27 protein-coding genes are annotated in these 25,003 nt (G+C 72.7%); 20 read left to right on the top strand and 7 right to left on the bottom strand.

Annotated elements, in window-relative coordinates; translation table 11 throughout:
* Nucleotides 1–5: 5 nt before the first annotated feature.
* Together AB0M18_RS18355 and AB0M18_RS18350 are read right to left on the bottom strand one after the other, a co-directional pair.
* The gene (locus AB0M18_RS18355; protein WP_365759100.1) at nt 6–1,319 is read right to left on the bottom strand and encodes a hypothetical protein; all 1,314 of its coding nucleotides are present in this window, start codon (nt 1,317–1,319) and stop codon (nt 6–8) included.
* 138 nt (nt 1,320–1,457) lie between these two features.
* A complete protein-coding gene (locus AB0M18_RS18350) occupies nt 1,458–1,967 on the bottom strand; it encodes a SigE family RNA polymerase sigma factor (protein ID WP_365759098.1) in 510 nt (169 codons plus the stop codon).
* A gap of 154 nt (nt 1,968–2,121) precedes the next feature.
* On the opposite strand from AB0M18_RS18350, the gene AB0M18_RS18345 reads away from it, so the two are divergent.
* Together AB0M18_RS18345 and AB0M18_RS18340 are read left to right on the top strand one after the other, a co-directional pair.
* Nucleotides 2,122–2,511: a DUF6479 family protein gene (locus AB0M18_RS18345; RefSeq protein ID WP_365759096.1), complete on the top strand. Its 390-nt coding sequence runs from the start codon at nt 2,122–2,124 to the stop codon at nt 2,509–2,511.
* A gap of 18 nt (nt 2,512–2,529) precedes the next feature.
* Nucleotides 2,530–3,270, top strand: coding sequence for an RNA polymerase subunit sigma-70 (locus AB0M18_RS18340; RefSeq protein ID WP_365759094.1), 741 nt, complete (start codon nt 2,530–2,532; stop codon nt 3,268–3,270).
* A 23-nt stretch (nt 3,271–3,293) separates the two neighbouring features.
* Here AB0M18_RS18340 and AB0M18_RS18335 read toward each other — a convergent pair whose 3' ends face one another.
* On the bottom strand, nt 3,294–3,635 hold the full coding sequence (locus AB0M18_RS18335) for a VOC family protein (RefSeq protein WP_365759092.1): 342 nt from the start codon (nt 3,633–3,635) through the stop codon (nt 3,294–3,296).
* Nucleotides 3,636–3,755: 120 nt separating this feature from the next.
* Nucleotides 3,756–4,457, bottom strand: a complete 702-nt coding sequence (locus tag AB0M18_RS18330; protein ID WP_365759090.1) for a pyridoxamine 5'-phosphate oxidase family protein — start codon at nt 4,455–4,457, stop codon at nt 3,756–3,758.
* Nucleotides 4,458–4,603: 146 nt separating this feature from the next.
* Between AB0M18_RS18330 and AB0M18_RS18325 the strand changes: the two genes are divergently transcribed.
* The 4 genes from AB0M18_RS18325 (at nt 4,604) to AB0M18_RS18310 (ending at nt 11,521) form a co-directional block, all read left to right on the top strand.
* The gene (locus tag AB0M18_RS18325; RefSeq protein ID WP_365759088.1) at nt 4,604–5,620 is read left to right on the top strand and encodes a serine/threonine protein kinase; all 1,017 of its coding nucleotides are present in this window, start codon (nt 4,604–4,606) and stop codon (nt 5,618–5,620) included.
* 5 nt (nt 5,621–5,625) lie between these two features.
* Nucleotides 5,626–7,833: a PQQ-binding-like beta-propeller repeat protein gene (locus AB0M18_RS18320; protein WP_365759086.1), complete on the top strand. Its 2,208-nt coding sequence runs from the start codon at nt 5,626–5,628 to the stop codon at nt 7,831–7,833.
* A 27-nt stretch (nt 7,834–7,860) separates the two neighbouring features.
* Nucleotides 7,861–9,975, top strand: coding sequence for a protein kinase (locus tag AB0M18_RS18315; RefSeq protein WP_365759084.1), 2,115 nt, complete (start codon nt 7,861–7,863; stop codon nt 9,973–9,975).
* 181 nt (nt 9,976–10,156) lie between these two features.
* The gene (locus tag AB0M18_RS18310) at nt 10,157–11,521 is read left to right on the top strand and encodes a glycosyl hydrolase family 28-related protein (RefSeq protein WP_365759082.1); all 1,365 of its coding nucleotides are present in this window, start codon (nt 10,157–10,159) and stop codon (nt 11,519–11,521) included.
* 405 nt (nt 11,522–11,926) lie between these two features.
* Here the strand turns inward: AB0M18_RS18310 and AB0M18_RS18305 are convergent, their stop codons facing one another.
* The gene (locus AB0M18_RS18305; protein ID WP_365759080.1) at nt 11,927–12,127 is read right to left on the bottom strand and encodes a hypothetical protein; all 201 of its coding nucleotides are present in this window, start codon (nt 12,125–12,127) and stop codon (nt 11,927–11,929) included.
* Nucleotides 12,128–12,225: 98 nt separating this feature from the next.
* Nucleotides 12,226–12,660 carry a hypothetical protein gene (locus tag AB0M18_RS18300; RefSeq protein WP_365759078.1) on the bottom strand — a complete coding sequence of 145 codons (435 nt, stop codon included), beginning with the start codon at nt 12,658–12,660 and terminating at the stop codon, nt 12,226–12,228.
* 119 nt (nt 12,661–12,779) lie between these two features.
* Between AB0M18_RS18300 and AB0M18_RS18295 the strand changes: the two genes are divergently transcribed.
* The 8 genes from AB0M18_RS18295 (at nt 12,780) to AB0M18_RS18260 (ending at nt 17,720) form a co-directional block, all read left to right on the top strand.
* Complete coding sequence (locus AB0M18_RS18295; protein ID WP_365759076.1) at nt 12,780–13,136, top strand: hypothetical protein; 357 nt, start codon at nt 12,780–12,782, stop codon at nt 13,134–13,136.
* A gap of 53 nt (nt 13,137–13,189) precedes the next feature.
* Complete coding sequence (locus AB0M18_RS18290; protein ID WP_365759074.1) at nt 13,190–14,347, top strand: DNA cytosine methyltransferase; 1,158 nt, start codon at nt 13,190–13,192, stop codon at nt 14,345–14,347.
* A gap of 156 nt (nt 14,348–14,503) precedes the next feature.
* Nucleotides 14,504–15,319: a hypothetical protein gene (locus tag AB0M18_RS18285; protein ID WP_365759072.1), complete on the top strand. Its 816-nt coding sequence runs from the start codon at nt 14,504–14,506 to the stop codon at nt 15,317–15,319.
* On the top strand, nt 15,316–16,137 hold the full coding sequence (locus AB0M18_RS18280; RefSeq protein WP_365759070.1) for a hypothetical protein: 822 nt from the start codon (nt 15,316–15,318) through the stop codon (nt 16,135–16,137). The genes AB0M18_RS18285 and AB0M18_RS18280 overlap by 4 nt, the downstream gene beginning before the upstream one ends.
* Nucleotides 16,134–16,424, top strand: coding sequence for a hypothetical protein (locus AB0M18_RS18275; protein ID WP_365759068.1), 291 nt, complete (start codon nt 16,134–16,136; stop codon nt 16,422–16,424). The genes AB0M18_RS18280 and AB0M18_RS18275 overlap by 4 nt, the downstream gene beginning before the upstream one ends.
* The gene (locus tag AB0M18_RS18270; protein ID WP_365759066.1) at nt 16,421–16,606 is read left to right on the top strand and encodes a hypothetical protein; all 186 of its coding nucleotides are present in this window, start codon (nt 16,421–16,423) and stop codon (nt 16,604–16,606) included. Before AB0M18_RS18275 ends, AB0M18_RS18270 begins: the two co-directional genes overlap by 4 nt.
* A complete protein-coding gene (locus AB0M18_RS18265) occupies nt 16,603–16,944 on the top strand; it encodes a hypothetical protein (RefSeq protein ID WP_365759064.1) in 342 nt (113 codons plus the stop codon). The genes AB0M18_RS18270 and AB0M18_RS18265 overlap by 4 nt, the downstream gene beginning before the upstream one ends.
* Before the next feature lie 14 nt (nt 16,945–16,958).
* A complete protein-coding gene (locus tag AB0M18_RS18260; protein ID WP_365759062.1) occupies nt 16,959–17,720 on the top strand; it encodes a hypothetical protein in 762 nt (253 codons plus the stop codon).
* 9 nt (nt 17,721–17,729) lie between these two features.
* Here the strand turns inward: AB0M18_RS18260 and AB0M18_RS18255 are convergent, their stop codons facing one another.
* On the bottom strand, nt 17,730–17,930 hold the full coding sequence (locus AB0M18_RS18255) for a hypothetical protein (RefSeq protein WP_365759060.1): 201 nt from the start codon (nt 17,928–17,930) through the stop codon (nt 17,730–17,732).
* Between the two features lie 126 nt (nt 17,931–18,056).
* Between AB0M18_RS18255 and AB0M18_RS18250 the strand changes: the two genes are divergently transcribed.
* The 6 genes from AB0M18_RS18250 (at nt 18,057) to AB0M18_RS18225 (ending at nt 24,824) form a co-directional block, all read left to right on the top strand.
* The gene (locus AB0M18_RS18250; protein WP_365759058.1) at nt 18,057–18,764 is read left to right on the top strand and encodes a hypothetical protein; all 708 of its coding nucleotides are present in this window, start codon (nt 18,057–18,059) and stop codon (nt 18,762–18,764) included.
* A gap of 137 nt (nt 18,765–18,901) precedes the next feature.
* A complete protein-coding gene (locus AB0M18_RS18245) occupies nt 18,902–19,348 on the top strand; it encodes a helix-turn-helix domain-containing protein (RefSeq protein ID WP_365759056.1) in 447 nt (148 codons plus the stop codon).
* Entirely contained in the window at nt 19,345–20,580 is a 1,236-nt protein-coding gene (locus AB0M18_RS18240) for a PBSX family phage terminase large subunit (protein ID WP_365759054.1), read from the top strand. Before AB0M18_RS18245 ends, AB0M18_RS18240 begins: the two co-directional genes overlap by 4 nt.
* Nucleotides 20,581–20,650: 70 nt before the next feature.
* Nucleotides 20,651–21,088: an HNH endonuclease signature motif containing protein gene (locus tag AB0M18_RS18235; protein WP_365759052.1), complete on the top strand. Its 438-nt coding sequence runs from the start codon at nt 20,651–20,653 to the stop codon at nt 21,086–21,088.
* Entirely contained in the window at nt 21,072–22,553 is a 1,482-nt protein-coding gene (locus AB0M18_RS18230; protein ID WP_365759050.1) for a phage portal protein, read from the top strand. The genes AB0M18_RS18235 and AB0M18_RS18230 overlap by 17 nt, the downstream gene beginning before the upstream one ends.
* A gap of 15 nt (nt 22,554–22,568) precedes the next feature.
* Nucleotides 22,569–24,824: a phage minor capsid protein gene (locus AB0M18_RS18225; RefSeq protein WP_365759048.1), complete on the top strand. Its 2,256-nt coding sequence runs from the start codon at nt 22,569–22,571 to the stop codon at nt 24,822–24,824.
* Nucleotides 24,825–25,003 lie beyond the last annotated feature (179 nt).

Raw genomic sequence — 25,003 nt, 5'->3', positions numbered from 1 at the left:
CGCGGCTACTTCGGCATCAGCGCACGCCACTTCGGGCTGAGCGCGATCTCCTTCAGCTGCTCCGTCGTCAGCGCCGGCTCGGCGCGGGTGGCGGCCTCGTGCTGGGTGCCGGCGTTGAAGGCGGAGACGACGACCCGGAAGCCGTCCTTGGCCATGGTGTCGGCGCTCCACCAGACCACGCCCTCGCCGCCCTTCTCGCCGGGCTGCTTCGTCAGCTTCACGACGGTGCCGTCGGGCAGGGTCGTGACGTCGCCGCTCCCGAAGAGATCGCCGCGGACGTCGTTCATGTCGCGCTGGACGTTGATCTGGACGAGGCTCCGGCCCTTGCCGTCGTCGACGACCACGTAGCCGTACTCGCCCCCGCCCCCCTTGCCGACGACCTTGAGGCCCTCGCCCTTGGGCAGCAGCGTGCGGAGCGTCGCCTGGACCTGGGCGCCGCTCGGCTCCGGCGGGAGCGCGGCGTGGCCGGCGCTCGGCTGCCCCTTCACCGGCACGGGCACGGGGATCCGCTTGAACAGCGGGCGCCAGCCCTCCGCCGTGACCAGGGCCTTCAGCTGCGCCGGGCCGAAGGGCGGGTTCGGGCGGGTGATCGCGGAGTCCTTCTCGCTCGGCGCGTTGTACTCGCTCACGTCGACGATGAAGCGGTCCTTGGTGAGCAGCACCGCGCGCCAGTTCTTGGTCTCGACGCGCCGGTCCGGGTACTCGTAGCCCTGGAAGACCATGAGCCGCGAGCCGTCGGGCAGCCCCTGGGCCGTGCAGTCGTCGTACGGGACGGCGACCTTGTCCGGGCAGGTCACCTGCCCCAGCGCCGACTCCTCGCTGTCGCCGGCGCGGTAGAGGCCGACGGAGACGGCGGCCTTGCCCTTGCCGTCGTCGTAGACGCCGAGGACGGACTGCCCGGTGGCCTCGGGGTTGTCGATCTGCCAGGTCCCGGCCGGGGTGTTGGCCTTGAGGACGGCGGCGAGCTCCGAGACCGGGATGCTCGCCTCACCCGCGGGCTTGGCCTGGCCCTGCGCGTTCCCGCCCTCGGTCTGGGGCGCGGGCCCGGCGACCATGCCCTTGTCGACGCCGGAGCCGTTCCCGCCGCCGAGCACCGCGCCGCCGTACACCCCGCCCACGCCGATCACGGCGAGGGCCAGGGCGCCGCCGACGGTGGCGACGCGGCGGCGCACCACCCGGCGGCGGCCGCGGGCGAGTCCGCCGGTGACGAGCTCGCGGCGGTCGTCGACGGCGAAGCCCTCGCCGGCGCGGCGCATGACCGTGCCGAGTTCGTCCTCGAATCGTCCGTTCGTGACGTCGTGCTCTTCGTGCTGAGGCATGGCGGGATCACCGTTCCGGGTCCGTGGTTCGAAAAGGGAGAAGTTCAGGGGCCGAGCGCCTCAAGAGCCGAGGGCTCTCGGGGCTCGGGGCTCTCGGGGCTCGGGGCTTTCGGGGCTCGGCGCTCGGGGCTTTCGGGCTCAGCGGGTGGCGAATTCGGCGATGCTGCCGCCGAGCCGTCTGCGCAGGGCCGCGAGGGCCCGGGTGCTGCGGGTGCGTACCGCGGCGGAGCTGGTGTTCATCACCTCGGCGGTCTCCTCGACGCTGCGGTCCTCCCAGTAGCGGAGCACCACCACTGCCCGGTCCTTGGGCGCGAGCCCGGCGAGGGCGTCGAGGAGGGCGATGCGCAGCGTCGGGTCCTCGCCGGTGTCGGGGGCGTGGTCGGGCAGCTCGCCGAGGGGGCGCTCGGTGGCCGAGCGGCGCCTGCGGTGACTGAGAAAGGTACGTACGAGGACGGTCTGTGCGTAGCCCGCCGGGTTGCCGATCCTGGCCATGCGGCCCCAGACGGCGTACATCCGGCCCAGCGTCTCCTGCACCAGGTCCTCGGCGAGATGGGTGTCGCCGCTGGTCAGAAGGCACGCCGAGCGGAACAGATGCCCGGAGCGGGCGGTGGCGAACTCCAGGAACTCGTCCGCGCGGGACGTTCTCATGTCCCTCCCCTCCGTCGCTGTCACGAGTTCGCTTGGTCGGTCTCTTGCTGCTTCACCTCATTGACGCGACGGACCGCCGGGAATGTTTCACGTGAATCCTCGACCGATGACAACCCGGTGGAACATTCCCGGCAAAACGGGGTAATCCTGTGGTATGAACACTTTCCTCGTGGACTCGGCGCAGGTCACCACGGCGGCTGGTGTCTGGCAGTCCGGGCTGGCCCAGGTGCTGGGCGGTCTGATCGTGGTCGCCCTCCTCATCGGCGCCTTCATGCTCGGGATCCGGGTGAAGAAGAGGGAACTCCCGCCACCCGACCCCGACAGCCAGCCGCACCGTCCGGACACCGGAGCGCTGCCGGGTGAGACGTCCGAGTACCGGAAGCCCAGCGAGATGCCGCAGACCGACGGCGAGCACCGGCTCATGCCCTACCAGCTGAAGAACTCCGGCGAAGAGGCCACCGATCCCCCGAGCGAGGAGAAGCGCAAGTGGGACGGGATCTCCAGCGGCGGCTTCGGCAGCGGCGGCCCGGGCCACGGCGACTGAGCCGACCTCGTGCACCCCGTGGACAGCCCTGCCCTGGACCCCGCCCCGGTGGCCGAGCGGCTGCTCGGCACCGCCGCGGCACCCGCCGCCTCCTCCCTCGTGGAGGAGGCGGTACGGGCGTCCGGCGGACGGCTCGCCGACCTCGCCGCGTTCTGCCTTGACCGGCTGCGGGCGCGCGAGGCCCTGCGCCCGGTCCCGCAGGACCCCTGGGACTCCCCGGAGGCCGAAGACGCCCTGGACGCCCTGACCCCGTCCGAACGGCTCGCCTTCGTCCTCCACGAGGACTTCGCCGTGCCGTACGACACGATCGCCCCGCTCGTCGCCCGCACCCCGGCCGGCACCCGCCGGCTGATCGCGCGGGCGCGCCGCCGCGTGGAGGGCACGGAGGAGCGCCCGGCCCCGGATCCGGAGCGGCAGCGGAAGGTGGTGGCGGCGTTCCTGACCGCCGCGCGCGAGAACGACGTGGACACCCTGCTCGCCCTGCTCGACGCGGACGTGGTGCTGCGGGCGGACGCCGAGGCGGTACGGAACGGGGCGGCGCCCGCGCACGGCGCGCCGGCCGTGGCGCACCGCGTCGCGGGCCGGGTACGGGAGGCCCGTGAGGCGCTGGTGAACGGCGCGGCGGGCCTGCTGTGGGCGGAGCCGGACGGCGAACCGAAGGCGGTGCTCCGCTTCACCGTCCTGGAGGGCCGGGTCACGGCGGTCGACGCCCTCGCGGACGACGCGCACCTGTCCCGCCTGACGCTCGCGCCGCTCTGAGCTCTGCGCTGTGAACCAGCCGGCTAACCAGCGGTGGAGCGGAGCCCGATCATGTTCCCGTCCGGGTCCTTCACGGTGGTGATCCGCATCCCGCCGCCCACCTCCTGCACCTCCTGGACGGTGGTCGCACCGGCCGCGAGCAGCCCCTGCAACAGCCCGTCGAGGTCGTCGACGTCCCAGAAGGGCACGGGCCCGGTCAGCCCCTTGCCGTGGCCGTTGGGGTCGAGCCCGAAGTGCTGCCCGCCGACGTCGAAGCCCACGTAGTAGGGCTCGTCGATGCTGGGGCCGGTCCCCAGGAGGGTGGTGAGCAGGGCCTTGGCCCGCTCCAGGTCCTTCACGGGGAAGATCACGGTGTTCATGGCCATGGCTGCTGCTGCTCCTCGGACGACGGGGGCGGATGACGGGGGCGGATGAACAGAGGTCCTCCCCCAGTCACGCCCTCCGCGGCGCCCCGCGTCGCGCCGGACTGCGCCGTCCGGGCCATGTCACCGCCCGGGAATCCCCCCGGGAAGCCCGCCGAGCAGCCGCCCGGCCCGCCCGGCGATGTGCGCGGGCGGCTCGATCCCGGCCGGCAGCAGCGGATCGGCCTCCGGCACCCCGAACCGCGTCTCGACCGGCAGCACCCCGGCCCAGAGCCCCAGCTCGGCGTCGGGTCCGTCCCCGTCGTCCGGCGGCCCGCTCGCGACCTTCACGGACGCCTCGGCCAGGTCGAGCGCGACGAGCGCGGTCGCGGCCAGCTCCTTGCGGCTGGGCTGCCGCACGTACTCCCACTGCCCCGGCGCCGACTGCTCGGTGAGCGCCCGCAGCCCGCGCAGCTTCTCCTCCGGATCGGTCACCGGGCGCGGCACGCCGTAGATCATCGCGCTGCGGTAGTTCACGCCGTGCTCGAACACCGACCGCGCCAGCACCAGCCCGTCCACCTGTGTGACGCTCACGCACACCACCCCGTCCGGTGCCTGCACCAGACTCCGGCTGGCCACGGACCCGTGCACGTACAGGCGGTCCCCGTCGACCCCGTACACGGTCGGCACCACCATCGGCGCCCCGTCCACGACGACCCCGAGATGACAGAGAAACCCCGCCCGCAGCACCTCGTCGAGATCGCTCCGCCGATGGCTCCCCTTGTGCCGCATCCGCCGCAACCGCGTTCGCCCGGTCACCTCAAGCTCCGACTCCGGCCCCGACATCCCCGCTCCCCCTGTCTTCCGAAAGTCCCCGCATCCTAGGAAACCCCCTGCTCCGCGCGCCCCACCCGCCCACACTCCGGTCATCACCCGTCATCCGCCCCTGAGTAGGCTTGCCGGGCCAGACACGGGACCGGGGGAGCACGCGCATGGAACACCTACGCCCTGACGACCCTTCCCGCATCGGCCCCCACATCGTCCTGGCCAGGCCCGACGCGGAGTCGGCGGAGACCCGACCGCCCCGACTGCCCCAACAGGCAGCCCGGTCCGGAGGGTTCGGAGGGTCCGGAGGGTCCGGAGGGCCCGAACCCTCGGCTCCCGCCCTCCCCGAGCGGCGTTTCGTCGTCCGCGGCGCCGACGGCGACCGCACGTACCTCGCCCGCCTCCCGCGTACCGACGTCGACCCCGTCCGCTGGGCGGTCGAGGCGGCCGAGGCCCACCGGCTCGGCGCCGACGCCGGCGCCGGCGCCCGGCCCGCCATCCCCGGGTTCCTGCCGGTCGAGGAGGTCGGCGGTACGGCCGAAGCGCCGTGGTGCGTCACGCCGTACGTCCCCGCCGTCTCCCTCCCCGCCGCGCTGCGCGCCCACGGCGGTCCGCTGCCCGAACCGGTCGTACGAGCCCTGGGCGCCGCGCTCGCCCGGACGCTGAGCGTCGCCCACGCGCAGGGCGTGACGCACGCGGGCCTGTCCCCGGCCGCCGTCCTCCTCACCCCCGAGGGCCCGCGCGTGAGCTGCTTCGGAGCGGCCCGGGCCGCCGCCCCCGACGGGGAACTGCGCAGCGGCCTGCCGGGCCTCGACTCCGGCAGCCTCGCCCCGGAGCAGGCGGCCGGCGGCCGGCCGCGCCCGCTGGGCGACGTGTACGCCCTCGGAGCCGTACTCGCCTACGCGGCCACCGGCCACACCGTCCCCGAACGCGAGGAACTCCCGCTCCTGCTCCGCGAACCGGTCGCAGCCTGCCTCGCCCGCGACCCCGGACACCGCCCGCAGGCGCATCAGCTCCTCGCCCACCTGGAGTCGGCCGCCTCCCCCGTCACCACCCACCGGGCCACCGTCCTGGACGCGGCCGCCCCGTTCCCTCTTCCGGCATCCGTGGTCACCGCGCTCGCCCGCCGGTCGGCGCAGCTTCTCGCGGCCGAACTCCCCCCTTCTGCCCACCCCTTGGACTGACGGCCATGCTCTCCCCGCTGACCCACGACGACCCGCCCCACCTGGGCGCCTACCGTCTCCTCGCCCGCCTCGGCAGCGGCGGCATGGGCACCGTCTACCTCGCCCGCTCGGCCACCGGCCGCACGGCCGCGCTGAAGACGATGCACGCCCGGATCGCCACCGACCCCGCCGTCCGCGCCCGCTTCCGCCTGGAGGTGGACGCCGCCCGCGTCATCGGTCCGGTCCACGGCGCCCGGGTCTTCGACGCCGACCCGCTCGGCGAGACCCCGTGGCTCGCCACCGAGTACGTGCTCGGCCCGCCCCTCGACGAGGCCGTCACCGCCGCGGGGCCGCTGCCCGAGCCCGCGGTACGGGCGCTGGGCGCCGCGCTGTGCGCGGCGCTCGCCCAGCTGCACTCCTCGGACGTGGTCCACCGCGACCTCAAGCCCTCCAACATCATGGTCACGGCGGACGGCCCGAAGGTCATCGACTTCGGCATCGCCCGCGCCCTCGGCGACGACCGCCTCACCCGTACGGGTACGGCCGCCGGCACGCCCGCCTTCATGTCGCCGGAGCAGGCGACCGGGCAGGAACACACCCCGGCGGGCGACGTGTTCGCGCTCGCGGGCGTCCTCACGTACGCGGCCACCGGACACGGCCCCTTCGGCGCCGGCCGGCACGCCGACCTCGTCTACCGCGTCCGGTACGCCGAGCCCGACCTCGGCGGGGTTCCGGCCGCCCTGGTCCCGGTCCTGGCCCGGTGCCTCACCAAGGACCCGGCCGCCCGGCCCACCACGCCCGAACTCGCCGCACAACTACGGCCCGGACCGGGCGACTTCGCCGGCCACCTCCCCGAGCCGCTGCTCGCGGAGATCACCCGCCGCGTCGGCGGCGCCTGGCAGCCCCCGCCGCAACGCCTCCCGGCCCCACCGGACCAGCACCACCTCGCCGAGACCGCCCCGGGGACCATGCCCGTCTCCACCGGCCCGCCCCGCCGCAAAGTCCTGTCCCTCGGGGCCGGTTCGGTCCTCGGCGCGGCCGCGCTCGGCGGCGGCGCCTGGGCCTGGCTGGGCCGTCCGGGCGGCTCGGCCGACCCGAAGCCGCCCGCCGCGACCGGCACCGCGTCACCGACGGCCCCGGCCTGGGACCTCGTCTGGCAGGTGCGGACGAACTACTCCGACCCCCTCACCCCGCCCGCCCCGCTCCTCCTGGACGGGCTCGTCGTCACCGGCGAGACCGAGGTGGCGGGCCTGAACCCGACCACGGGGGCGAAGAGGTGGACAGACCCCAAGGTCTGGTTCGTGCGCCACCTCACCACGGACGGCAAGCGGCTCTACGCCGTCGACACCTCCCGCGACGAGAAGGAGCCGCTCACCCTCGCCACGGTCGATCCGGCCACCGGGAAGCTCGACGCACCGTTCGCCGAACTCACCGACCTGCACGTCGTCTCGTACGGGAACCAGATGCTGTGCGCGACCGAGGAGACCGTCTACCTGACGGGCGGCCGCGGCCTCGCCTCGCAGACCGGCAACTTCCGCAAGAACCAGACCTGGTTCCTGCTGGCCGTCGACATCCGCTCGGGCCGGCGGCTCTGGCAGGCCCCGCTCCCCACCCGGCCGGACGAGGCGGAGCGCCTGCACTATCTGTCGGCCCGGGTCAGCGGCCCGTACCTCGTCCTCGTCCAGCAGTACGCGGACGGCGCGCTGCGCCTGGCCGTCCACGACACCGGGACGGGCCGGCAGCTGTGGAGCAGGCCGATCCCCGGCGAACAGCCGGCCTTCACCCGGGCCGGCCCGGCCGTCGACGACCGGCACGTCTACCCGTCCACGGGCGGACTCGTCGCGCTCGGCCTGGCCGACGGCAAACCGGCCTGGCGCTTCCAAGGCGCGGGCCCGAAAGCCCGGTTCAGCCCGGCGGCCGTGAAGGACGGCGTGGTGTACGCGCAGGAGGAGGGCCGCGGCCTGGTCGCCGTCGACGCCACGAACGGCACCACCCGGTGGGCGCAGCAGGGACAGCCGGTCTCGGCCGAGGACCTCGCCCTCCCGCCCGTGGTCGGCCCGGCACGCGTGTACGCCTACCGGGAGGCCGTGTCCGGGCTGATCACCGCGGATCTGCGCACCGGCGCCGCGGCCCGCCCGTTGAAGGCCGCCAAGGCCCGGTACTTCGTCCATCCGTCCGCCCGTCGGCTGATCGCCGTCGGCGGCGAGTACACCGCCGCGTATCCCCTCGTCTGATCCGGCTCACAGAAAGCCTCAGCCACCATGAAGCCGCTGGAATCCGGAGACCCGATCCGCCTGGGCCCGTACCGCATCCTCGCCGTGCTCGGCGAGGGCGGCATGGGCAAGGTCTACGTCGGACAGGACGGCGAGGGACGGCCCGCCGCCGTCAAGGTGCTGCACCCGCACCTGGCGCACGACCCGAACCTCACGCAACGCTTCGTCCGCGAGGCGCAGATGGCGCGGGCGGTCACCGGCGAGGCGGTGGCCCGTGTCCTGGACGCCCGGACGGAGGGCGGCCGGCCGTGGATCGCCACCGAGTTCCTGACCGGGCCGACCCTCGCCGACGCCGTCGCCGCCCGCGGTCCGCTGGACGAGCCGACGGTACGTGCGCTCGCGGCGGCGCTCGCGCACGCGCTCCGCGACATCCACGCCGCCGGGCTCGTCCACCGGGACCTGAAACCGGCCAACATCGTGCTGACGTCGTCCGGACCGCGCGTCATCGACTTCGGCATCGCCCGCCCCGAACACGGCCTCACCCTCACCACCACCGGCCAGGTCCCGGTCACCCCCGGGTACGGAGCCCCCGAGCAGGTCCTCGGGCAGCGGGTCGGCCCGCCGGCCGACGTGTTCTCGCTGGGCGCGGTCCTGGTGTACGCGGCGAGCGGGCGGCCGGCGTACGAGGGCGGCCATGTCGCCGCCGTGCAGTACGAGGTCGTGCACGGCACGCCCCGCCTGGACCGGGTGCCGGCCGCGCTGCAGCCGCTGATCGGGCCGTGCCTCGCCAAGGACCCGGCGGCCCGGCCCCTGCCGGAGCGGATCGCGCGCCAGGCGGCCCCGCCCCGGGGCGCCGACCACGCCTGGCGCAAGGGCCCGCTCGCGCAGGACATCACGGCCCGCGCGGCCGGCCTCCACCAGCTGACGACCGTGCCGGGCGGGGTGGGAACGGGGGCCGGACCGCGGCCCGTCTCGCGCCGCCGTCTGCTGACCGGCCTCGCGGTCGGCGGCTCCGTACTCGCCGTCGGCGGCGGCACCGCCGCCTGGTGGAACCTGCGGGACGGCCGCGCCGGCGGCCCCTTCGACATCCCACCGGCCGTCAAGGCCCCGAAGGCCCGCGTGCTCGACGCGAAGAAGGGCGACTACCTCCTCGGCTCGACCCCCGAACCGCTGTGGACCGTCCCCTCGGGCGTCGCGGAGAACACCCCCGCGTCCCTCCCCGTACGGGACGTCGTCGTCACCGGCGCTCCGAAGGGCGGCATCGCCGCGCGCAGCGTCGTCGACGGCTCGTTGCGCTGGTCGGCGCCGGACACCGTGGCCACCGGCCGCTATCTGTCCCTCTCGGACCGGCTGATCGCCGCCGTCGGCAGGAACGGCGACCTCGTCACCTTCGTCGCCTCCACCGGCGCCCCCAAGTGGACCGCCGCCGCCGAGGCCGCCTCGCTCCTCTCCTCGGACGAGGACGCCGTCTACCTGATCACCAAGGACCGACGCGTGCGCGCCGTCGGCCGCTCCGACGCTCGGATCCGCTGGACCGTCGAGGTCCCCGCCGACCTCGGCACCAACGCCGCGACCCGCGGCACCGCCGCCCGTGGCCGCCTGGTCCTCAACGCGGCGGACGGCACCGTCCTCGCCCTCGACACCGCCGACGGCCGCAAGGCCTGGACCGCCGGCCGCCGCGCCGAGGGCGGCCGCGCCCACGTCGCCCTCTCGGGCCGCACCCTGTGCGTCTCGGGGAAGGAACTCGCCGCCGTCGACGTGGTCACCGGCAAGCCCCTCTGGGCGGCCGACCAGCCCAAGGCGCGGAACCCCGACATCCTCTCCTGGGGCCCGCCGACCATCCACGGCCCCCACGTCTACGCCTCCGCCCTCAACCTCCCCCTCCAACACGACCTGCGGACCGGCAAGCCGACCTCCTGGGTCTACAACGGCCTCATCGAATGCGACCCGCCCAGCCCCCTCGTGGTCCAGGGCTCCGGCTTCTGGTCCGTCACCGTCAACTCCACACAGGGCGGCATCAACGTCACCGACCTCTCCCCCGAGAACCGCCCGCCCTGGGTCTTCCCGATCATCAAGACCCCCGACCGCTACTGGCTCACCGCCGCCGCCAACCGCGTCTTCCTCCTCGACGGCCCCACCCTCACGGCCCTCCCGGTCTTCTGACCGGGGGCCGGGGGCGGGCCCCGTCCGTGGGCGCGTCCGGCGCCGATGCGGATCTGCGACCGGACGTCGTGGAAGCGGCTCGTGAGCGCGCCCGCCGACTCCGAGGTGTCGGCGAGCCCCTCAACTGCCGCCGACGGCTGGCAAGATCATCCCAGTTGTCCGTCATCACAAGGGGGAGACCATGACCGAACAGCTGAAGACAGCCCGCCGCGCATTGCTGACGGGAGCGGTAGCCGGGCTCACGGGGACCGCGCTGATATCCGGCGGCGGTACGGCCGCCGCGGCGACCACGGCCGCGGGAACGCCGGACTGGTTCGACGTCAAGGGCCACGGCGCGGTCGGCGACGGCTCCACCGACGACACCGCCGCCGTCCAGCGCGCACTCGACGCGGCAGCCGCGGCGGGCGGCGGCACCGTGTACTTCCCCGTCGGAAAGTACCTGGTCAAGCCCGCGGCCGGCGCACCCGCGCTGGCCGTCAGGGCCGACGGCATCCGCCTGACCGGCGCCGGGGCAAAGGCATCCATGCTGGTCAAGGGCGGCGACGGCATCCTGCTCCGGATGTCCGGCACGGGAGCGGCCTACTCCACCGGCTCCACCCACCGCCGCTACTGCTCCGTCGAGAACCTCGGCTTCAACGGCAACGGCAAGACCGGTCTGCTGCTGGAGCTCTACTACAACAACAACTCGTACTTCCGCGATGTCTTCATGACCTCGAACAAGGACATGTGCATCGACGCCGTGGAGTTCTGGGACTCCCGTTTCTACAACCTCGTCATCGAGGACTGCACCGGCACCACCGCCAGCACGACCCAGCCCAACATCTGGCTGCGCAACGCCTCCTCCGCCACCGACGGCGCCTGGGGCCACAGCAAGGACAACATCAATCAGATCCACTTCATCGGCTGCCGTCTGGAGGCTTTCGGCACCGGCGCGCTGTGGATCGGCCAAGGAGCCGTCACCACCAACAACCCCAACGGCGTCTACATCACCGACTGCAAGTTCGAGACCTCCCGCATGCAGGGCGGCCCGCACCTGAAGACCGACGCGGGCTGCAAGCACATCTACGCCACCAACATCTACTGCTACGCCGGTGACTTCGCGGCGGGCACCCCGGCCACCGCGCGGAACATCATCAGCTGGGCGGCAAGTTCCAGCGCGCTGGAGAACGTGGTCATCGCCAACCGGGACAAGGCCACCGTCAACGCGGGCGTCGCGCTCTACTCCGGCCCGGGCTCCACCGCCGTGCTACGCAACGTCGTCGGGCTCTACGCCACTGCGCCCACCGGCACCCACATCTACTACGAGCAGTCCTCGACCGGAGACTTCCGGGTGGAGAACAGCTACGGCACCCTCGGCGCCCAGGCGACCGGAACGATTCCCGTCAAGAACGCGCCGAACCCGCCCCTGCGGCTGGTGCCCGGCCCGGTCACCGACGCCTCCTTCACCCACCAGCCACTGGACGGCACCATGGCCGTGGACTCCGCGAACAAGCGGCTCTACGTGCGGGTCGGCGGCCAGTGGCTCTGGTCAGCGCTCAACGCGTAACCACCTGACGCGTCCGAGCGGCGTGCAGAAAAGGCCAGGCCAGACGATGTCTGACCTGGCCTTTCTCTGAGCCGCCTTCGGGATTCGAACCCGAGACCTACGCATTACGAGCCCCAGAAGAGTCCTGTCAGATACTCCCGCCGAGTACCGCCACATGGCAGTAACCGCAGGTCATAGCCCTGTGGCGGTGCTAGCCCGTACCAACTCGTGACGACCCGTTCAGGGCCGTCCGGGCACGCATCGGGCACGCAATGGGCACGCGTTGGGCACGCTCGAAACCTGCTCTGACCAGCGACGATGGGTCGCCCCGACGACGCAGTTCAGACCGTACACCCGAGGCGTGACAGACAGAAGGGGCCGCACGACGCATGTCGTGCGGCCCCTTCGCTATGCCCGGTTACCCGCTCAGGACTTGGGCTCGCCGCTCTCGGTGCCTCGGTCCTGCTCGCCGGCGGTGGGGGGCAGGGCGTTCAGGACAGCCTCAAGGGCTATGGCGCCGGTATCGGTGATGTGCCGGTCGTCGAGCAGGATGTCGCGCCTCTTGGCAGTGGCGCGACCTGCTGCGGGTGCTTTGTCGTCGAGTCGGGTACGGCGGACGCGGTACAAGATGCCCCCCTCGTGGCATGGCCGAGTGCCTGACTCGAACATATGCCCGAGTCAAGGCCCGCTCCACATTAGCTCCCATATCGCCGCAGGTCACGCGCTTACGGCTCCTGATTCGACTCCCCAACCACACGGATGGTTGCGTCTTCAAGATCAAGATTCTTGAGGGCTTCTTTGACCAACGTCAGTTCCTCGGGGCGTGTTCCGGGCTTGTACGCCACCACGACCGACACCTCGGGGGTGGACATGCCGAGGATGTCGTCGGCGGTCAGGCCGACCCACTCGGCCGCCGCCGCGCGGCGCACCTCGGAGAGCTCTCGGCCGGTCGCCGCCGCGATGGCACCGACAATCCACCTGTCGCGCCGATAGCTCTCGCCGTTGGCGATCTTGTGGAGCGTCGTGTGTTGGAGCTTCTTACCCGTTTCGGGGTCGACTGCCCGCTCGGCCACGCTTCGCAGGGTCGCGCCCTTGACCGCGAGCACCTCGCGAACCATGTCGGTGAAGGGCGTCAGGCTTTCGCCGCCTGTGGGGGACACGGGTTCTCATCTCCGTTCTTGTCGCAGAACGCGAACAGGCTCATCTAAGCAGCCATTGCCCCGAACTGCCCAGTCCGGAACTGCGTTGACGTGCTGATTCACCCCGACCTACGTTGTTCTTGTTCGAGAACAGCAACAGACGAACAGCTCATATCGCCTGCTCGTTCGCGGTCGCTGTTCGTGTTCAGCAACACATGGGGGATCTTGTGAGCGTTGAGTTTGTGGGGGCGCCGCCGCGTAGCCGGAACACCAAGCACGCGTTGATCGCGATGGAGCTCGCCGAGCATCCGGGCGAGTGGGGAATCGTGCAGCGGCCCGCCTCAATCACCCGGGCGTCGTCTGCCGCACAGGCGATCCGAAGCGGTCGGCTGTCCGCCTACCCCGCCGGCGAGTTCGAGGCCGTCGCCCGCTCGGTGGTCGAGCAGGGGCGCGTCGAGCACCGGGTCTACGCCCGATACGTGGGTGCCAAGAAGTGACGGCCGCCGGTCCCCGGATCGGCAGTCTCTGCTCGGGGTACGGCGGTCTCGACATGGCCGTGCGCGAGGTGTTCGGCGGCTCGGTCGTCTGGCACTGCGAGGTCGACGAGAGCGCCTCGGCGATCCTCGCGCATCACTGGCCCGAGGTGCCCAACCTCGGCGACCTGGCCGCCGTCGACTTCACCGACGTCGAGCCCGTCGACATCGTCGCCGTCGGCTTCCCGTGCACCGACGTCTCGCTCGCCGGACGGATGGCGGGCATCGCGCCCGGAACCCGCTCCGGTCTGTGGCTGCACGTCGCCCGAGCAATCCAAGCCCTACGCCCTCGATTGGTGGTGATCGAAAATGTCCCGGGTCTCCTCTCGACGCAAGCCCATAGCGACGTGGAACCGTGCCCGTGGTGTCTGGGAGACGGAAGCGGTCAGCCTCCTTTGCGAGCACTCGGCGCCGTACTCGGCGACCTGGCCCGCCTCGGGTTCGATGCGACTTGGGCGTGCGTACGCGCTTCGGAGATCGGCGCTCCGCACATCCGACAGCGGGTGTTCATCCTCGCCGTGCCTGCCGACGCCGAGGGCGAGGGACTACCGGGGGCGCGGGTTCTCGGATGGGCTCGCGAACGTGGTGATGGACCGGCTCTTGCCGACGCCGGCAGCGGCGGACGGCGAGCGGGGCCCGGACTACGCGAGAGCGAGCCGACCGGCCTCGGGGGGCGACGACTTGGTGACGAGCGTCGCCCGGATGCTGCCGACACCGAGGGCGAGCGACGGTTCGAAGGGGAGCCCGAACCAGCGGTACCGGAACGGGCTGACCCTGGCGAGCACGGCCGCGCGGATGCTGCCGACACCGAGGGCGAGCGACACCGGCACGCCGGGACGTCAACCGGGCGAGGGCTTCCGCCCGCCCCTGTCGGCGGTGGTGCTGCCGCTGATGAGCGACTCGACCCCGTCGAGTGGGGCGACTTCCGCGGCTCCATCGAGCAATGGGAGGAACTCACCCGCCCCGCTCCCCGGCCAACTGACGATCACGGGCGACTGAGCCCGGCGTTCGTCGAGTGGCTCATGGGATTGGGCGAGCAGCACGTGACCGGCGTACCGGGCCTGTCCCGTTCGGCGCAGCTTCGCGCCCTCGGGAACGGCGTCGTACCCGCTCAGGCTGTCGCCGCGCTGCACCTGCTGCTCGACCGGCTCGACGACCGGGGGATCGCCGCATGATCTGCGATTTCTGGGACGGCGCCGCCGGGGCCTACTGCCACGCGATCGGAACCCGCCGCTACATCGTCGGCAACCGCTGCCCGCTCCACACACCCGCCGCCCTCGCCGGTCGCCCCGAACCGCCCGGCGACCCGAATCCCGTAAGGAGACGTTCCGTTGAGCCTCGCCGCGACGGATTGGGTATGGACCCGGTCCCGCGCCCGAGGCGCCGCTCGTCTGGTCCTGCTCGCGATAGCTGACCGCGCCGGCGCCGACGGCGTCGCCTACGCCGGTACGGCCGCGCTCATGCAGCGGACCTGCGCCGCACGCTCCACTGTCCGGCAGGCGGTCGACGCCCTGCTCGCCTCGGGTGAGCTCGCCGTCGTCGAGGGACGGGTCGGGCCCGGTGGCGAGACGGTCTATCGTCTGCCGCTCCTCGATGAGCAGGGGGCCGAGGATCGGCCCGGACCGGATTTCGACCCGGGTCGGGAATCGGCCCCCGGGGGGCCGGTGAGCGGCCCCGGGGAGGGCCGGACATCGGCCCCGGGGGGATCGGATACCGGCCCGGGGGAGGGCCGAGGATCGGCCCCCGGGGGGCCGGATATCGGCCCCCAGAACGTACCTACCTACTCACCACCACAACAGCAGCAGCCGCGCGCGAGCTCGGCCGCGCTGATTCCCGAACTGCGCCCGCTCGACGACGCCCTCACCCAAGCCTCGATCACCGTCCGGTGGTCGCTCTCGCTCGGTGAACAGCGCGACGTCTACCGGTTGATGCAGCAGCACGGCGTCGAGGCCCTGGTCGGCCTCGCCGCCCGCCGCACCGTCCCGGGCGAGGCCCCGAAAGCGGCCCGCTACTGGCTCAAGGTCTGGTCCGACCTCGACCGACCGTCGGCCTCGCCGCCGCGGCCGCCGTCGTCGACCGCCGCCTACGCCGACAACCTCGCCGCCGGCCTCGCCCTGCTGAACGCACAGAAGGAGAGCACCCCATGAACGAGCAGCAGATCGCCGCCCTGTTGGCGTTCGCCGGAACGCTCGACTCGCGGGTGCGCCGTGCCCTCGCCGACCCGCAGCAGTCCGCCCGCACCATCGCGGAGTGGACGGCCGCCGTCGCCGACGTCCCGGCCACCATGCCGGACGTGGCATGGGACGCCGCCCGCGCGACCCGCCGCTACTACGAGCAGCGCAACGGCGACCGCTCCGCGCAGTTCCGCCCGATCGAGCCGCACGACCTGCTCGCCGCGTGGGGGCCGCACCGGACCGAGCTCATGAACCGACACACCGACCCGGTGCCCTCGGCGGACCCGGACGACCCGGCGGCGTGGCGGGCCGAACTGCTCGGCACCCGGGCGGCGGTCGCGACCGGGCACGCCGCGCCCGCGCAGTACCGAGCCGAGATCGACCACGGCGGGCAGAAACGTCTCGCCGCGCTCATGTCCGGTGTCGGGAAGGGGCCGCGCCGCTACATGCCCGAGCACGTCGCGGCCGATCTGCGCCCGTTCCGGAAGGTGCGCGCCCACCGCGAGCAGCTCGTCGCCGAGGGCGTGCCGGACCCGCTCTCGGTGGCGTGCCCCTACTGCCTCGCCGCCGTCGACGAGCAGTGCCGTTCGAGCTTCCGCAACCGAGGCAAGGGCCGACGCCCCTTGAACGGCGTCCACCCCTCGCGCGTCGAGGCCGTGGTCGCAGAACTCGGCGGCGGCGAAGCGGCCGACGACGAGCAGGTGCGCCTCGCCCGGATCATGTGCCAACCGCCGGCACCTCGACGAGACGCTCGCGCCCGGCACACCAGCGGCGGAGGCGAGGCCCGATGATCCCGCTCGCCGCCCGAGCCGTGATCGCCGCCCAACTGACCGACGAGCTCGACGTACCGCCGCACCTCGCGACCGTGTTCGTCGCCTCACTCGCCGATCGACTCGCCATCGAGGGATGGCACATGACCGACGACCTCGGTCGCGTGCGGGATGCCGGTACTCACCTGCACCACGAACACCACCGCGCGCGACCGGTCGCGCCTCGCGCGCGGGAGACCCCGCGCGCTCGGCGCTCCCTCGCTCGGCTGCTGCGCCGTTCCCGAACGACCGAAGAGAGAACCCCATGAGCCCGGCCCTGCTCGCCCTCGCCGTCCTGCTCGCCCTCGCACTCGGCGCGTCCCTGGCCTACGCGGTCCGGATCGACGACCGCCTCGACCGCGAGCTGCGCCGCCTCGACCGACGCCCCTGCTCGACCACCTGCACCACCTGCTCGACGACGCGCCGAGCCGAGAACGGAGAGACCGAATGAACCACACCACCCGAACCCGGTCGCGGCGCGGCCGGACCCTCGCCCGCGAGGCGGTCCGCGAGCAGCGGCGCGCGGCGCTGCTCGTGCTGCTCGCCCGAGCCGACCGAGGCGCTCTCACCCGAGAGGACGCGCGGCAACTCCGCGACTTGGCCGCGGCCGAGGTCGCCGAGTGCGACGCGTTCCGCCGGTCGGCCGGCGGGCAGCAGTCGGCGGCGCTCAAGCTGCGCCGCCGCGTCGAGGCGGCCGAGCAGGCGATGCGGGAGATCGAGGCCGAGCGCGACCAGTACGCCGCCGAGGTCGAGGCGCTGCGCGCGGCGGCCGGGAAGGGGGACCGATGAGTTACGCACAGGCTGTGAACGAAACCGTGCGCGCGCTGCGCACGATCCGGGGACAGTGGGCGGCGCTGCTGCTCGCGATCGAGACGCCGCCGGCGGATCACTGGCCACCGAGGCAGCTCGCGCACACCATGCGCGAGGGCGACGACGAGCAGCTCGTCGAGGACCGGGCACCGCTCGTGCTGCGCGAGCACCCCGCGCCTCTCAACCTCGCCGCGCTCGACGCCGGGCGGGCGGTCGAGCGGCTCGTGTTCGACCTCGCCGACACCCTCGCCGCCGCCGTCCAGCGCACCGAGCCGGGCGACCCCCGAGCTTGGGTGTGCGCGGACCCGAGCGCACCGGACAGCCACCGTGCGGCGGGCAGCAGGCGGCACGGGCTGCACTGGGCGTGCGTGTGGGTCGAGGGGCGCGTGCTCGATGAGGACACCGCGCCCGAGCGCGAGCTCGACGGGGCCCTCGCTCCCCCGCCGTTCGAGGTGCTGCCGCTCTACCTGCTGCACGAAGCGCGGCGTACCGCGCGGATCGCCGAGGCCCGGGTGCTGCGCGCCCTCGGCCTCGACCGGCGCGAGACTCCCCTGCCCGAGCCGTGCCCGTGGTGCGGGAGCGAGCTCACCCTGCACAGTGCCCCCGACGGACCGCCGAGCGTGACCTGCTCGGGCGGGCGGACATGCACGGCGCCCGTCCCCCTCGACAGCGGGGAACGGGCGCGGGTGTGGGAGTGGGACGACCTCCCCGAGCTGATCGCCGCGCTCGGGGTGGACATCCCCGCCGCAGCGTGACCGAGCCGGTCAGTCCTCGCTCGGGGCGTCCGCCGGCGCGGGTGCCGGCGGACGCTCGGGGAGCTCGGCACCCGGGCGGCGCAGGTACCACGCCAAGAGCTCTTTGATCGCGGCCGAGCGGTCGCCCCCGGGCGCGCGTGACTTGAGGTCCGCCCAATCGGCGTCGTCGATGCGCACGGACCGGTGCTGTGTCTTGGGCTGATTGGCCATGGCCCGAACTCTAGCGGGGTGTACGTACACCAATCCAGCAGAACCCCTTGAGGTGTACGTACACCCCGTGGTTAGGTGTACGTACACCCCGACGGCAGGGCGCGAGCCCGGAGAGAGGTCACACCCATGTCCATGCACTACGACGAGATTCAGCCCGACACCCGCGTCATCTGCCACTCGCGAGGCGACGTCCCCGGGACGGTGCTCTACAAGCGACCCGACGGGTTCGGTGCGCCCGAGGCGGTCGTCTGCATCGAGTTCGACAAGGGGGGCGTGGCGTACAACTACCCGGGGCAGCTCTCCCCCCTCTCCCCCGAGGACGACCCGCGCGGCGGGGCCCCCGAGTCGCCGCGCCTCACCCGCGAGGGCAGCGGATACACCTTCTGGCGCGGCGGGCACCGCTACTACGTCCGCCGCTGGGCGGGATTCGGCGCGTGGTGCGTGACCCCTTGGGAGGAGGGTGACGGCGAGCGGGTCGAGGCTCTCGCCATGGACAAGCGCACCCGTCGGGAAGCGCTCGCCGAGGCGGTCGAGAAGATCGACGCCCGCACGGCGATGCAGTGGCACCGCCGCGCCCTGCCGTCCCTGCTCGGCGGCGAGCTGCCCGAGGGGCTCGACGGGGAGGGGTGGGAGGTGTGGCCCGTTCCGGGTCCGGTGGTCCGGCATGAGGTCGCCTACTACGGCGACTTGGTCGGCGCGGTCGAGCTGCACCCCGCCGGGTGGACGGTCATCGAGTACAACGCCGACGGCGAGGCGTTCCCGGTCTCGCACGGGGTGCCGCACGTCGAGCGGGCCGCCATGCTCGTGCACGCATCACTGCCGTTCGCTCAGTGATCGATAAGGGTTGCGCCGTTATCTGTCCGTGACCTAGAGTCGGGAGCGCCTCCGGCGTGCCCGGAAACAATCTGCTGATCTTCGCCCCGCCACCTTCCCCCCGTGGCGGGGCGTTCGCGTGCCCGGGAGGTGATCCCGTGGCCGACCCGATCACCGACGCCGACCGCGAGGCGGTCCGCGCCCTGCACGCCGAGGGCAAGTCCCGTAACGCCATCGCCCGGGAGACCGGGCGCAGCGCCGCCACCGTCTCGAAGATCGCCGCCGAGTTGGGCCTCGCGTTCAGCGGCGGGGCGCGCGTCGCCGCAGCCACCGAGGCGCGACGAGCGGATGCCGCCGCCCGTCGCGAGCAGCTCGCCGACGACGCCCTCGACGGGGCCCTCGCTCAGGTCGAGCGGGTCGGCGCGGCCGACTCCGCCCGCGACGCCCGCGACTACGCCACCGCCGCCCGCGCACTGACCGAGGTGCACGCCAAGGTCGCCGAGCTCGCCCGCACGAGCGGCACCGGGAGCACCGGGGGCTCGATGCTCGACCGCCTCGCCGACGCCCTGCTCGGGCCGACGGGAGACGACGCCGACGGGGGGTGATCCCTTCGCCGCCGCCCCTGTCCGACAAACAGATTCGCTCGATCCGCGAGGCGACCGCCCGCATCTGCTGTTGGCACGGCAGCGTGCGGTCGGGGAAGACGATCGCGAGTTTGCTCGCCTTCGTGCTCGCCGTACGGCGGGCGCCGGCGTCCGGGCTCATCCTGATCTGTGGGCGCAGTCTCCAGACGATCGAGAGGAACGTTCTCGAACCCCTCGCCGATCCGTCGCTGTTCGGGCCGGTCGCCGCCGAGGTGCGCCACACCCGGGGCGCGACGACGGCGGTCATCCTCGGTCGCGTCGTCCACCTCGTTGGTGCGAGCGACGCGCGGGCCGAGGGCAGGCTGCGAGGTCTGACCGCCTCGCTCGCCTACTGCGACGAGATCACCCTCATGCCCGAGGGGTTCTTTACGCAGTTGCTCGCGAGGCTCAGTGTGCCCGGGGCGCGGCTGCTCGGGACCACGAACCCGGACTCGCCGAGACACTGGTTCAAGGTCGGTTACCTCGACCGGCAGAGCGAGCTCGACCTCGCGTCGTGGCACTTCCGCCTCGCCGACAACCCGTCGTTGTCGCCCGCCTACGTCGCCGCGCTGTCCGCCGAATACTCCGGGCTGTGGCGCCGGCGGATGATCGACGGCGCATGGGTGATCGCCGAGGGCGCGGTATTCGACATGTACGACGAGCAGCGGCACGTCGTGACCGAGCTCCCGCCGATGCGCCGGTACTGGACGGGCGTCGACTACGGCACGGTGAACCCGTTCGTCGCGCTGGCCGTCGGGCTCGGCGACGACGGGCGCCTGTACGTCACCAACGAGTGGCGGCACGACTCCCGCGCCGCGCATCGGCAGTTGACCGACTCGCAGTACAGCCGCGCAGTCCGCGAGTGGCTCGACGAGTTGGACGTCTCCCCCGAGTGGACGTTCGTCGACCCCTCGGCGAGCAGCTTCTCAACTCAGTTGTGGGCGGACGGACACCCCGGCGTGACCAAGGCCAAGAACGACGTGATCGACGGAATCCGCTCGGTCGCGTCCGCGCTCGACGCCGGTCTGCTGCTCATCCATGAGTCGTGCGAGGGGCTGCTCGCAGAGCTCCCCGAATACGTGTGGTCGGACGAAGCAGCCGCGCGCGGCGAGGACCGACCGGTGAAGCTCAACGATCACTCCGTCGACGCCTTGAGGTACGTCATCCACAGCACCGCGCACGAGTGGCGCCACCTGCTCACGACCGCCGCCTGAACCTCTCTCCCTTCCCTGCCCGGAGTCGCCTCGCCGCGCCCCGGGCCCGAGCAGTCGAGGGGGTGATCGCGTGCCCCCTTCTCTGACCGACCGGTTCCTCGCGAAGATCGTCGACGGCCCCCTCGGCTGCTGGGACTGGACCGGGCACGTCAAGCCCAACGGATACGGACAGTTCAAGGTCGGCGGGCGACCGCAGTACGCGCACCGGGTCGCCTACACCCTCACGCGCGGACCGATACCCGACGGGCTCGTGATCGACCACCTGTGCCGCCGCCGGCACTGCGTCAACCCGGACCACCTCGACGTGGTCACCACCCGCACCAACATCCTGCGAGGCGTGTCCCCCGCCGCCCGCCGTGCCCGACAAACGCACTGCGCCCGAGGCCACGAGTTCGATCACGCGACGACCTACGTCGCCCCGAACGGCACCCGGCACTGCCGACGGTGCGCAGCGCTGCGCGCCCGGACGAGACGACGGCGGGAGGTGCACCGTGCCCCTGCCCGATAACGGCGTCACGTGGCCGCCGCCGCAGCTCGCCAAGCACTACGCCGAGATCAAGGTCGACGATGCTTGGTACTCCGGTGATCACGCCAAGCTGACCACCGTCTACCGGGACAGTCCCGTACGACGCGACGGCCGCCGTCGGCTGTGGGGGCGCGACCGACAGCCGCGGCCCAACGTCCGCGATCAGCGGCTGCACATCCCCCTCGCCGGCGACATCGCGAGCGCCTCCGCCGACCTCTTGTTCGCCGAGCCGCCCGAGCTCACCGTGACCGACGCGGGCACTCAGGACCGGCTCGACGAGCTCGCCGAGTCCGACGGCATCGCGAACACGCTGCTCGAAGCGGCCGAGGTCGCCGCCGCCCTCGGCTCGGTGTACCTGCGGGTCACATGGGATCGGTCCCTTGCCGACCGGCCCCTGCTGACCAGCGTCCACCCCGACGCCGCCGTGCCGGAATTCCGGTGGGGCCGCCTCTCCGCCGTGACGTTCTGGCGCGAGCTCACCTCGACCTCGGCCACCGTGTGGCGGCACCTCGAACGACACGAGCCGGGCCGCATCCTGCACGCGCTCTACGAAGGGTCGGCCGACAACCTCGGCGTGCGGGTGCCCCTGACCGAGCACGTCGAGGTCGCCGACCTGGCCGTCAGCCTCGGTTCCGACGGCGACGCGATCGAGACCGGGATCGAGCAGCTCACCGCCGCGTACTGCCCCAACATCCGACCCAACCGGAAGAACCGAGGCTCGGCGTTCGGACGCTCCGACTACGCCGCCCCGATTTACGACCTGCTCGACGCGCTCGACACGACATGGACATCGTGGATTCGCGACCTGCGGCTCGCCCGCGCTCGCCTGCTGGTACCCGACGGGTATCTGCGGGACCACGGGCCCGGACAGGGGGCGTCGTTCGACGACGACCGCGAGATCTTCCAGCTCTTGAACATCCCGCCCACCGAGCAGGGCGGGGGTCAGATCACGCTCTCGCAGTTCGCGATCAGGGTCGAGGAGCATGAACGGTCGGCGAGCGCGATCACCCGACAGGCGGTGCAGAGCGCCGGCTACTCGGTCGCGACGTTCGGACTCGGCGACCAGGGGACGGCCGTGACGGCGACCGAGGTCCGGGCGCGCGAACGTAGGTCCATGACCACCCGAGGTAAGAAGGTGAGGTACTGGTCGCCGCCGGTCGCCGACATGCTGCACGTGATGCTGCTGCTCGACCGGCGGTTCTTCACGCCGCGCATCGTGCCCGAGCGGCCGACCGTCGCGTTTGGCGACTCGATCACCGAGGACGCGTCCTCGCTCGCACAGACCCTGTCCCTGTTGCAGCAGGCACAGGCGGTGTCTGTGCTGACCAAGGTTCGGATGCTGCACCCGGATTGGGATTCAGTCGCCGTTCAGGAAGAGACCGACCGCATCCTCTTGGAGAGCGGCGCTGCCGTCCCCGACCCGATGCAGGCTGGGACGCTGCTCTAGCGCGAGGGGGTGTTCGTGCCCATCCACCCCGCCATGGCCGAGGATCTCTCGGCCACCGTGCGCGACCTGTACGCGGATGCCGAGCAGCGGCTGCTCTCGATGGTCGCGCGGCAGCTCGCCGACGGGTTCGACGCTCCGGGTTGGGCTGTGGCCAAACTCGCGGCGATTCAACCGCTACGGCGCGCGGCGCAGAGCGTCGTCGACGTGCTCGCCTCGGCGATGCAGCTTGAGGTGTTCTCGGCCGTGACCGAGGCGTACGACATCGGAGCGCGGGCCGGGCTCGTCGAGCTCGGCGCCCTCTCCGACGCCGACGCCCGCCGGGCCGCAGACCGTACCCCGAACACGCGGGCGGTCGACCGGCTCGCCTCCGAGACCGTCGAGCTCGTTACCGCGACCCATCGGGGCATCCTGCGCGGCGTGCTCGATGCGTTCCGGCAGGTGATCGCTGCCGTGTCGGCGACGCCGCTGCTCGGGATCGACTCTCGCCGACAGGCGGCGCAACGGGCGATGCAGCAGTTCGCCGACCGTGGGCTGACGTCGTTCGTCGACAAGAGCGGCCGGTCGTGGCAGATGACGAGCTACGCGGAGATGGCCGTACGGACGGCCGTCGGCCGCGCGGCCGTCGAGGCGCACGGCGACCGGCTGCGAGCCGCCGGCATCACTCTGGTGATCGTCTCGAACGCCCCGCACAACTGCCCGTTGTGCGCGCCGTTCGAGGGGAAGGTACTCGCGCTCGACGGGCCGGGCGGTGCCCGGACGGTCGAGGTCGAGCACGCCATCGATGACGAGCGCACCGTGCGGGTGCACGTCGCCGGCTCGCTCGACGAAGCACGACGGCAGGGGTTGCAGCATCCCAACTGCCGTCACTCGACGAGCGCTTTCCTCCCCGGCGTGACCCAGGCGCCGGCCGAACACTCTGAGGACCCCGAGGGGTACGCCGCCTCACAACGGCAGCGGGCGATTGAGCGCGCCATACGGAAGTGGAAGAACCGCGCCGCCGCGGCCATGACGCCCGAGGCCAAACGGGCGGCCGAGGCACGGGTGCGGCAGTGGCAGGGCCGGATGCGCGAGCACCTCGCGCAGCACCCCGAGCTCATCCGTCGACGCGAGCGTGAACAGCCCGGGGCGGGCAGCCTCCCGAGCACCGCGCCGACACCGCCGCGCGACGCGGTCGAGGCCGCCCGCGTGCGGGCGGGCGACGATCGCACCCTGCCCGAGATGACTGACGAGCAGCTCGGCGCGGCCATCCGGCCCGGCGTGCTCGACGAGCGCGACCTCGACCGCATCGAGGGCGAGAGCGACCGCCGCGACCTGGCCGACCTGCTCGCCCGCATCCGGCCCGGCGGGCGCATGGTCGACGACCTCGCTCCGTTCAGCGACGACGAGCTCGCCCGGATCGCGCCGCACCTCGACGACGAGCAGATGCTGCGCGTCATGGCCGAGGCCGACCGGCGCGACCTCGACGCCGCCATGCCCGGCATCCGCCCGGATCTGGTCGGCATGTCCGAGCGCGACCTCGCCGCCCGAGCCCACAACGTCCTCGAGGACGGTCCGGCGATCGGCGCCGAGGTCCACCGGCGCCGCTTGCTCGCCGAGCTGTTCCCCGGCGGGCAGCTCGCCGTCGACCTGTCCGGGCTCGGCGACGAGCTGCTCGTGTGGGGCGTCCGGTACGCGAGGCCCGAGGACGCCGCCCGGATCGCCGCCGAGATCGACCGCCGGCACCCGCCCGCACCGCCGCCGCCCCTCGCGGGGGTGACGGTCGCCGACACCCTCGCCGCCCGGGACGCCCTCGACTCCGCGATGCACCCGATCCGCCTCGACGACCCAGCGCCGGCGGACCCCGACGAGTGGGGCGCGTACGGCGCGGACATCGAGCGCGGCCCAGACGGCACCGAGCACATGTCCGCCGTCGAGCGCTGGGCGTACGAGCGCGAGCTCGCCGACCGCGCGGCGGCGGAGGCGTACAGCCGCGCGGAGATTCGGGAGATGTACCGAGAGCACATCTACTTGCAGATGATCGCGGCCGAGGACTACACGCGCGGATTCATGCTCAACCGCAAGGCACGCGCCGCCGGCGTCGACCCCTTCTCTCTGTTCAGCGGCCCCGCGCACGTCGCCTACGCGCGAGCGTCCGAGGACTTGATCAGGTTCTGGGAGGAGGTGAGCCCGAGGATCACCCTCGCCGAGTTCACCGAGCAGGTGACCGGCGTCCGCACCGGCGCGGGCGACACCGCCCGGAATTCGCGCGAGGACCAGCGCCGCAGATTCTGACCAACTTCCCCTGACCTGCCACTTTCTGAATGACCGTCACTCTTTGCCAACTCTTTGCAATCCGTCCCCGCGTGGCGCGGTAGGTCAGGCTGGCGGGAGGGTGTTTCCTCAACAGCCAAAGGCTGTTGAGGAAACACCCTCCCGACGCCGCCAAACCTTCCGCGAGCCTGAAACGGCTC

It is taken from the genome of Streptomyces sp. NPDC051909 (genome assembly GCF_040681095.1).
Classification (GTDB): domain Bacteria; phylum Actinomycetota; class Actinomycetes; order Streptomycetales; family Streptomycetaceae; genus Streptomyces.
Note: the sequence above shows the minus strand (reverse complement) of the source record. Positions and strands in the feature narration are given on the sequence as shown.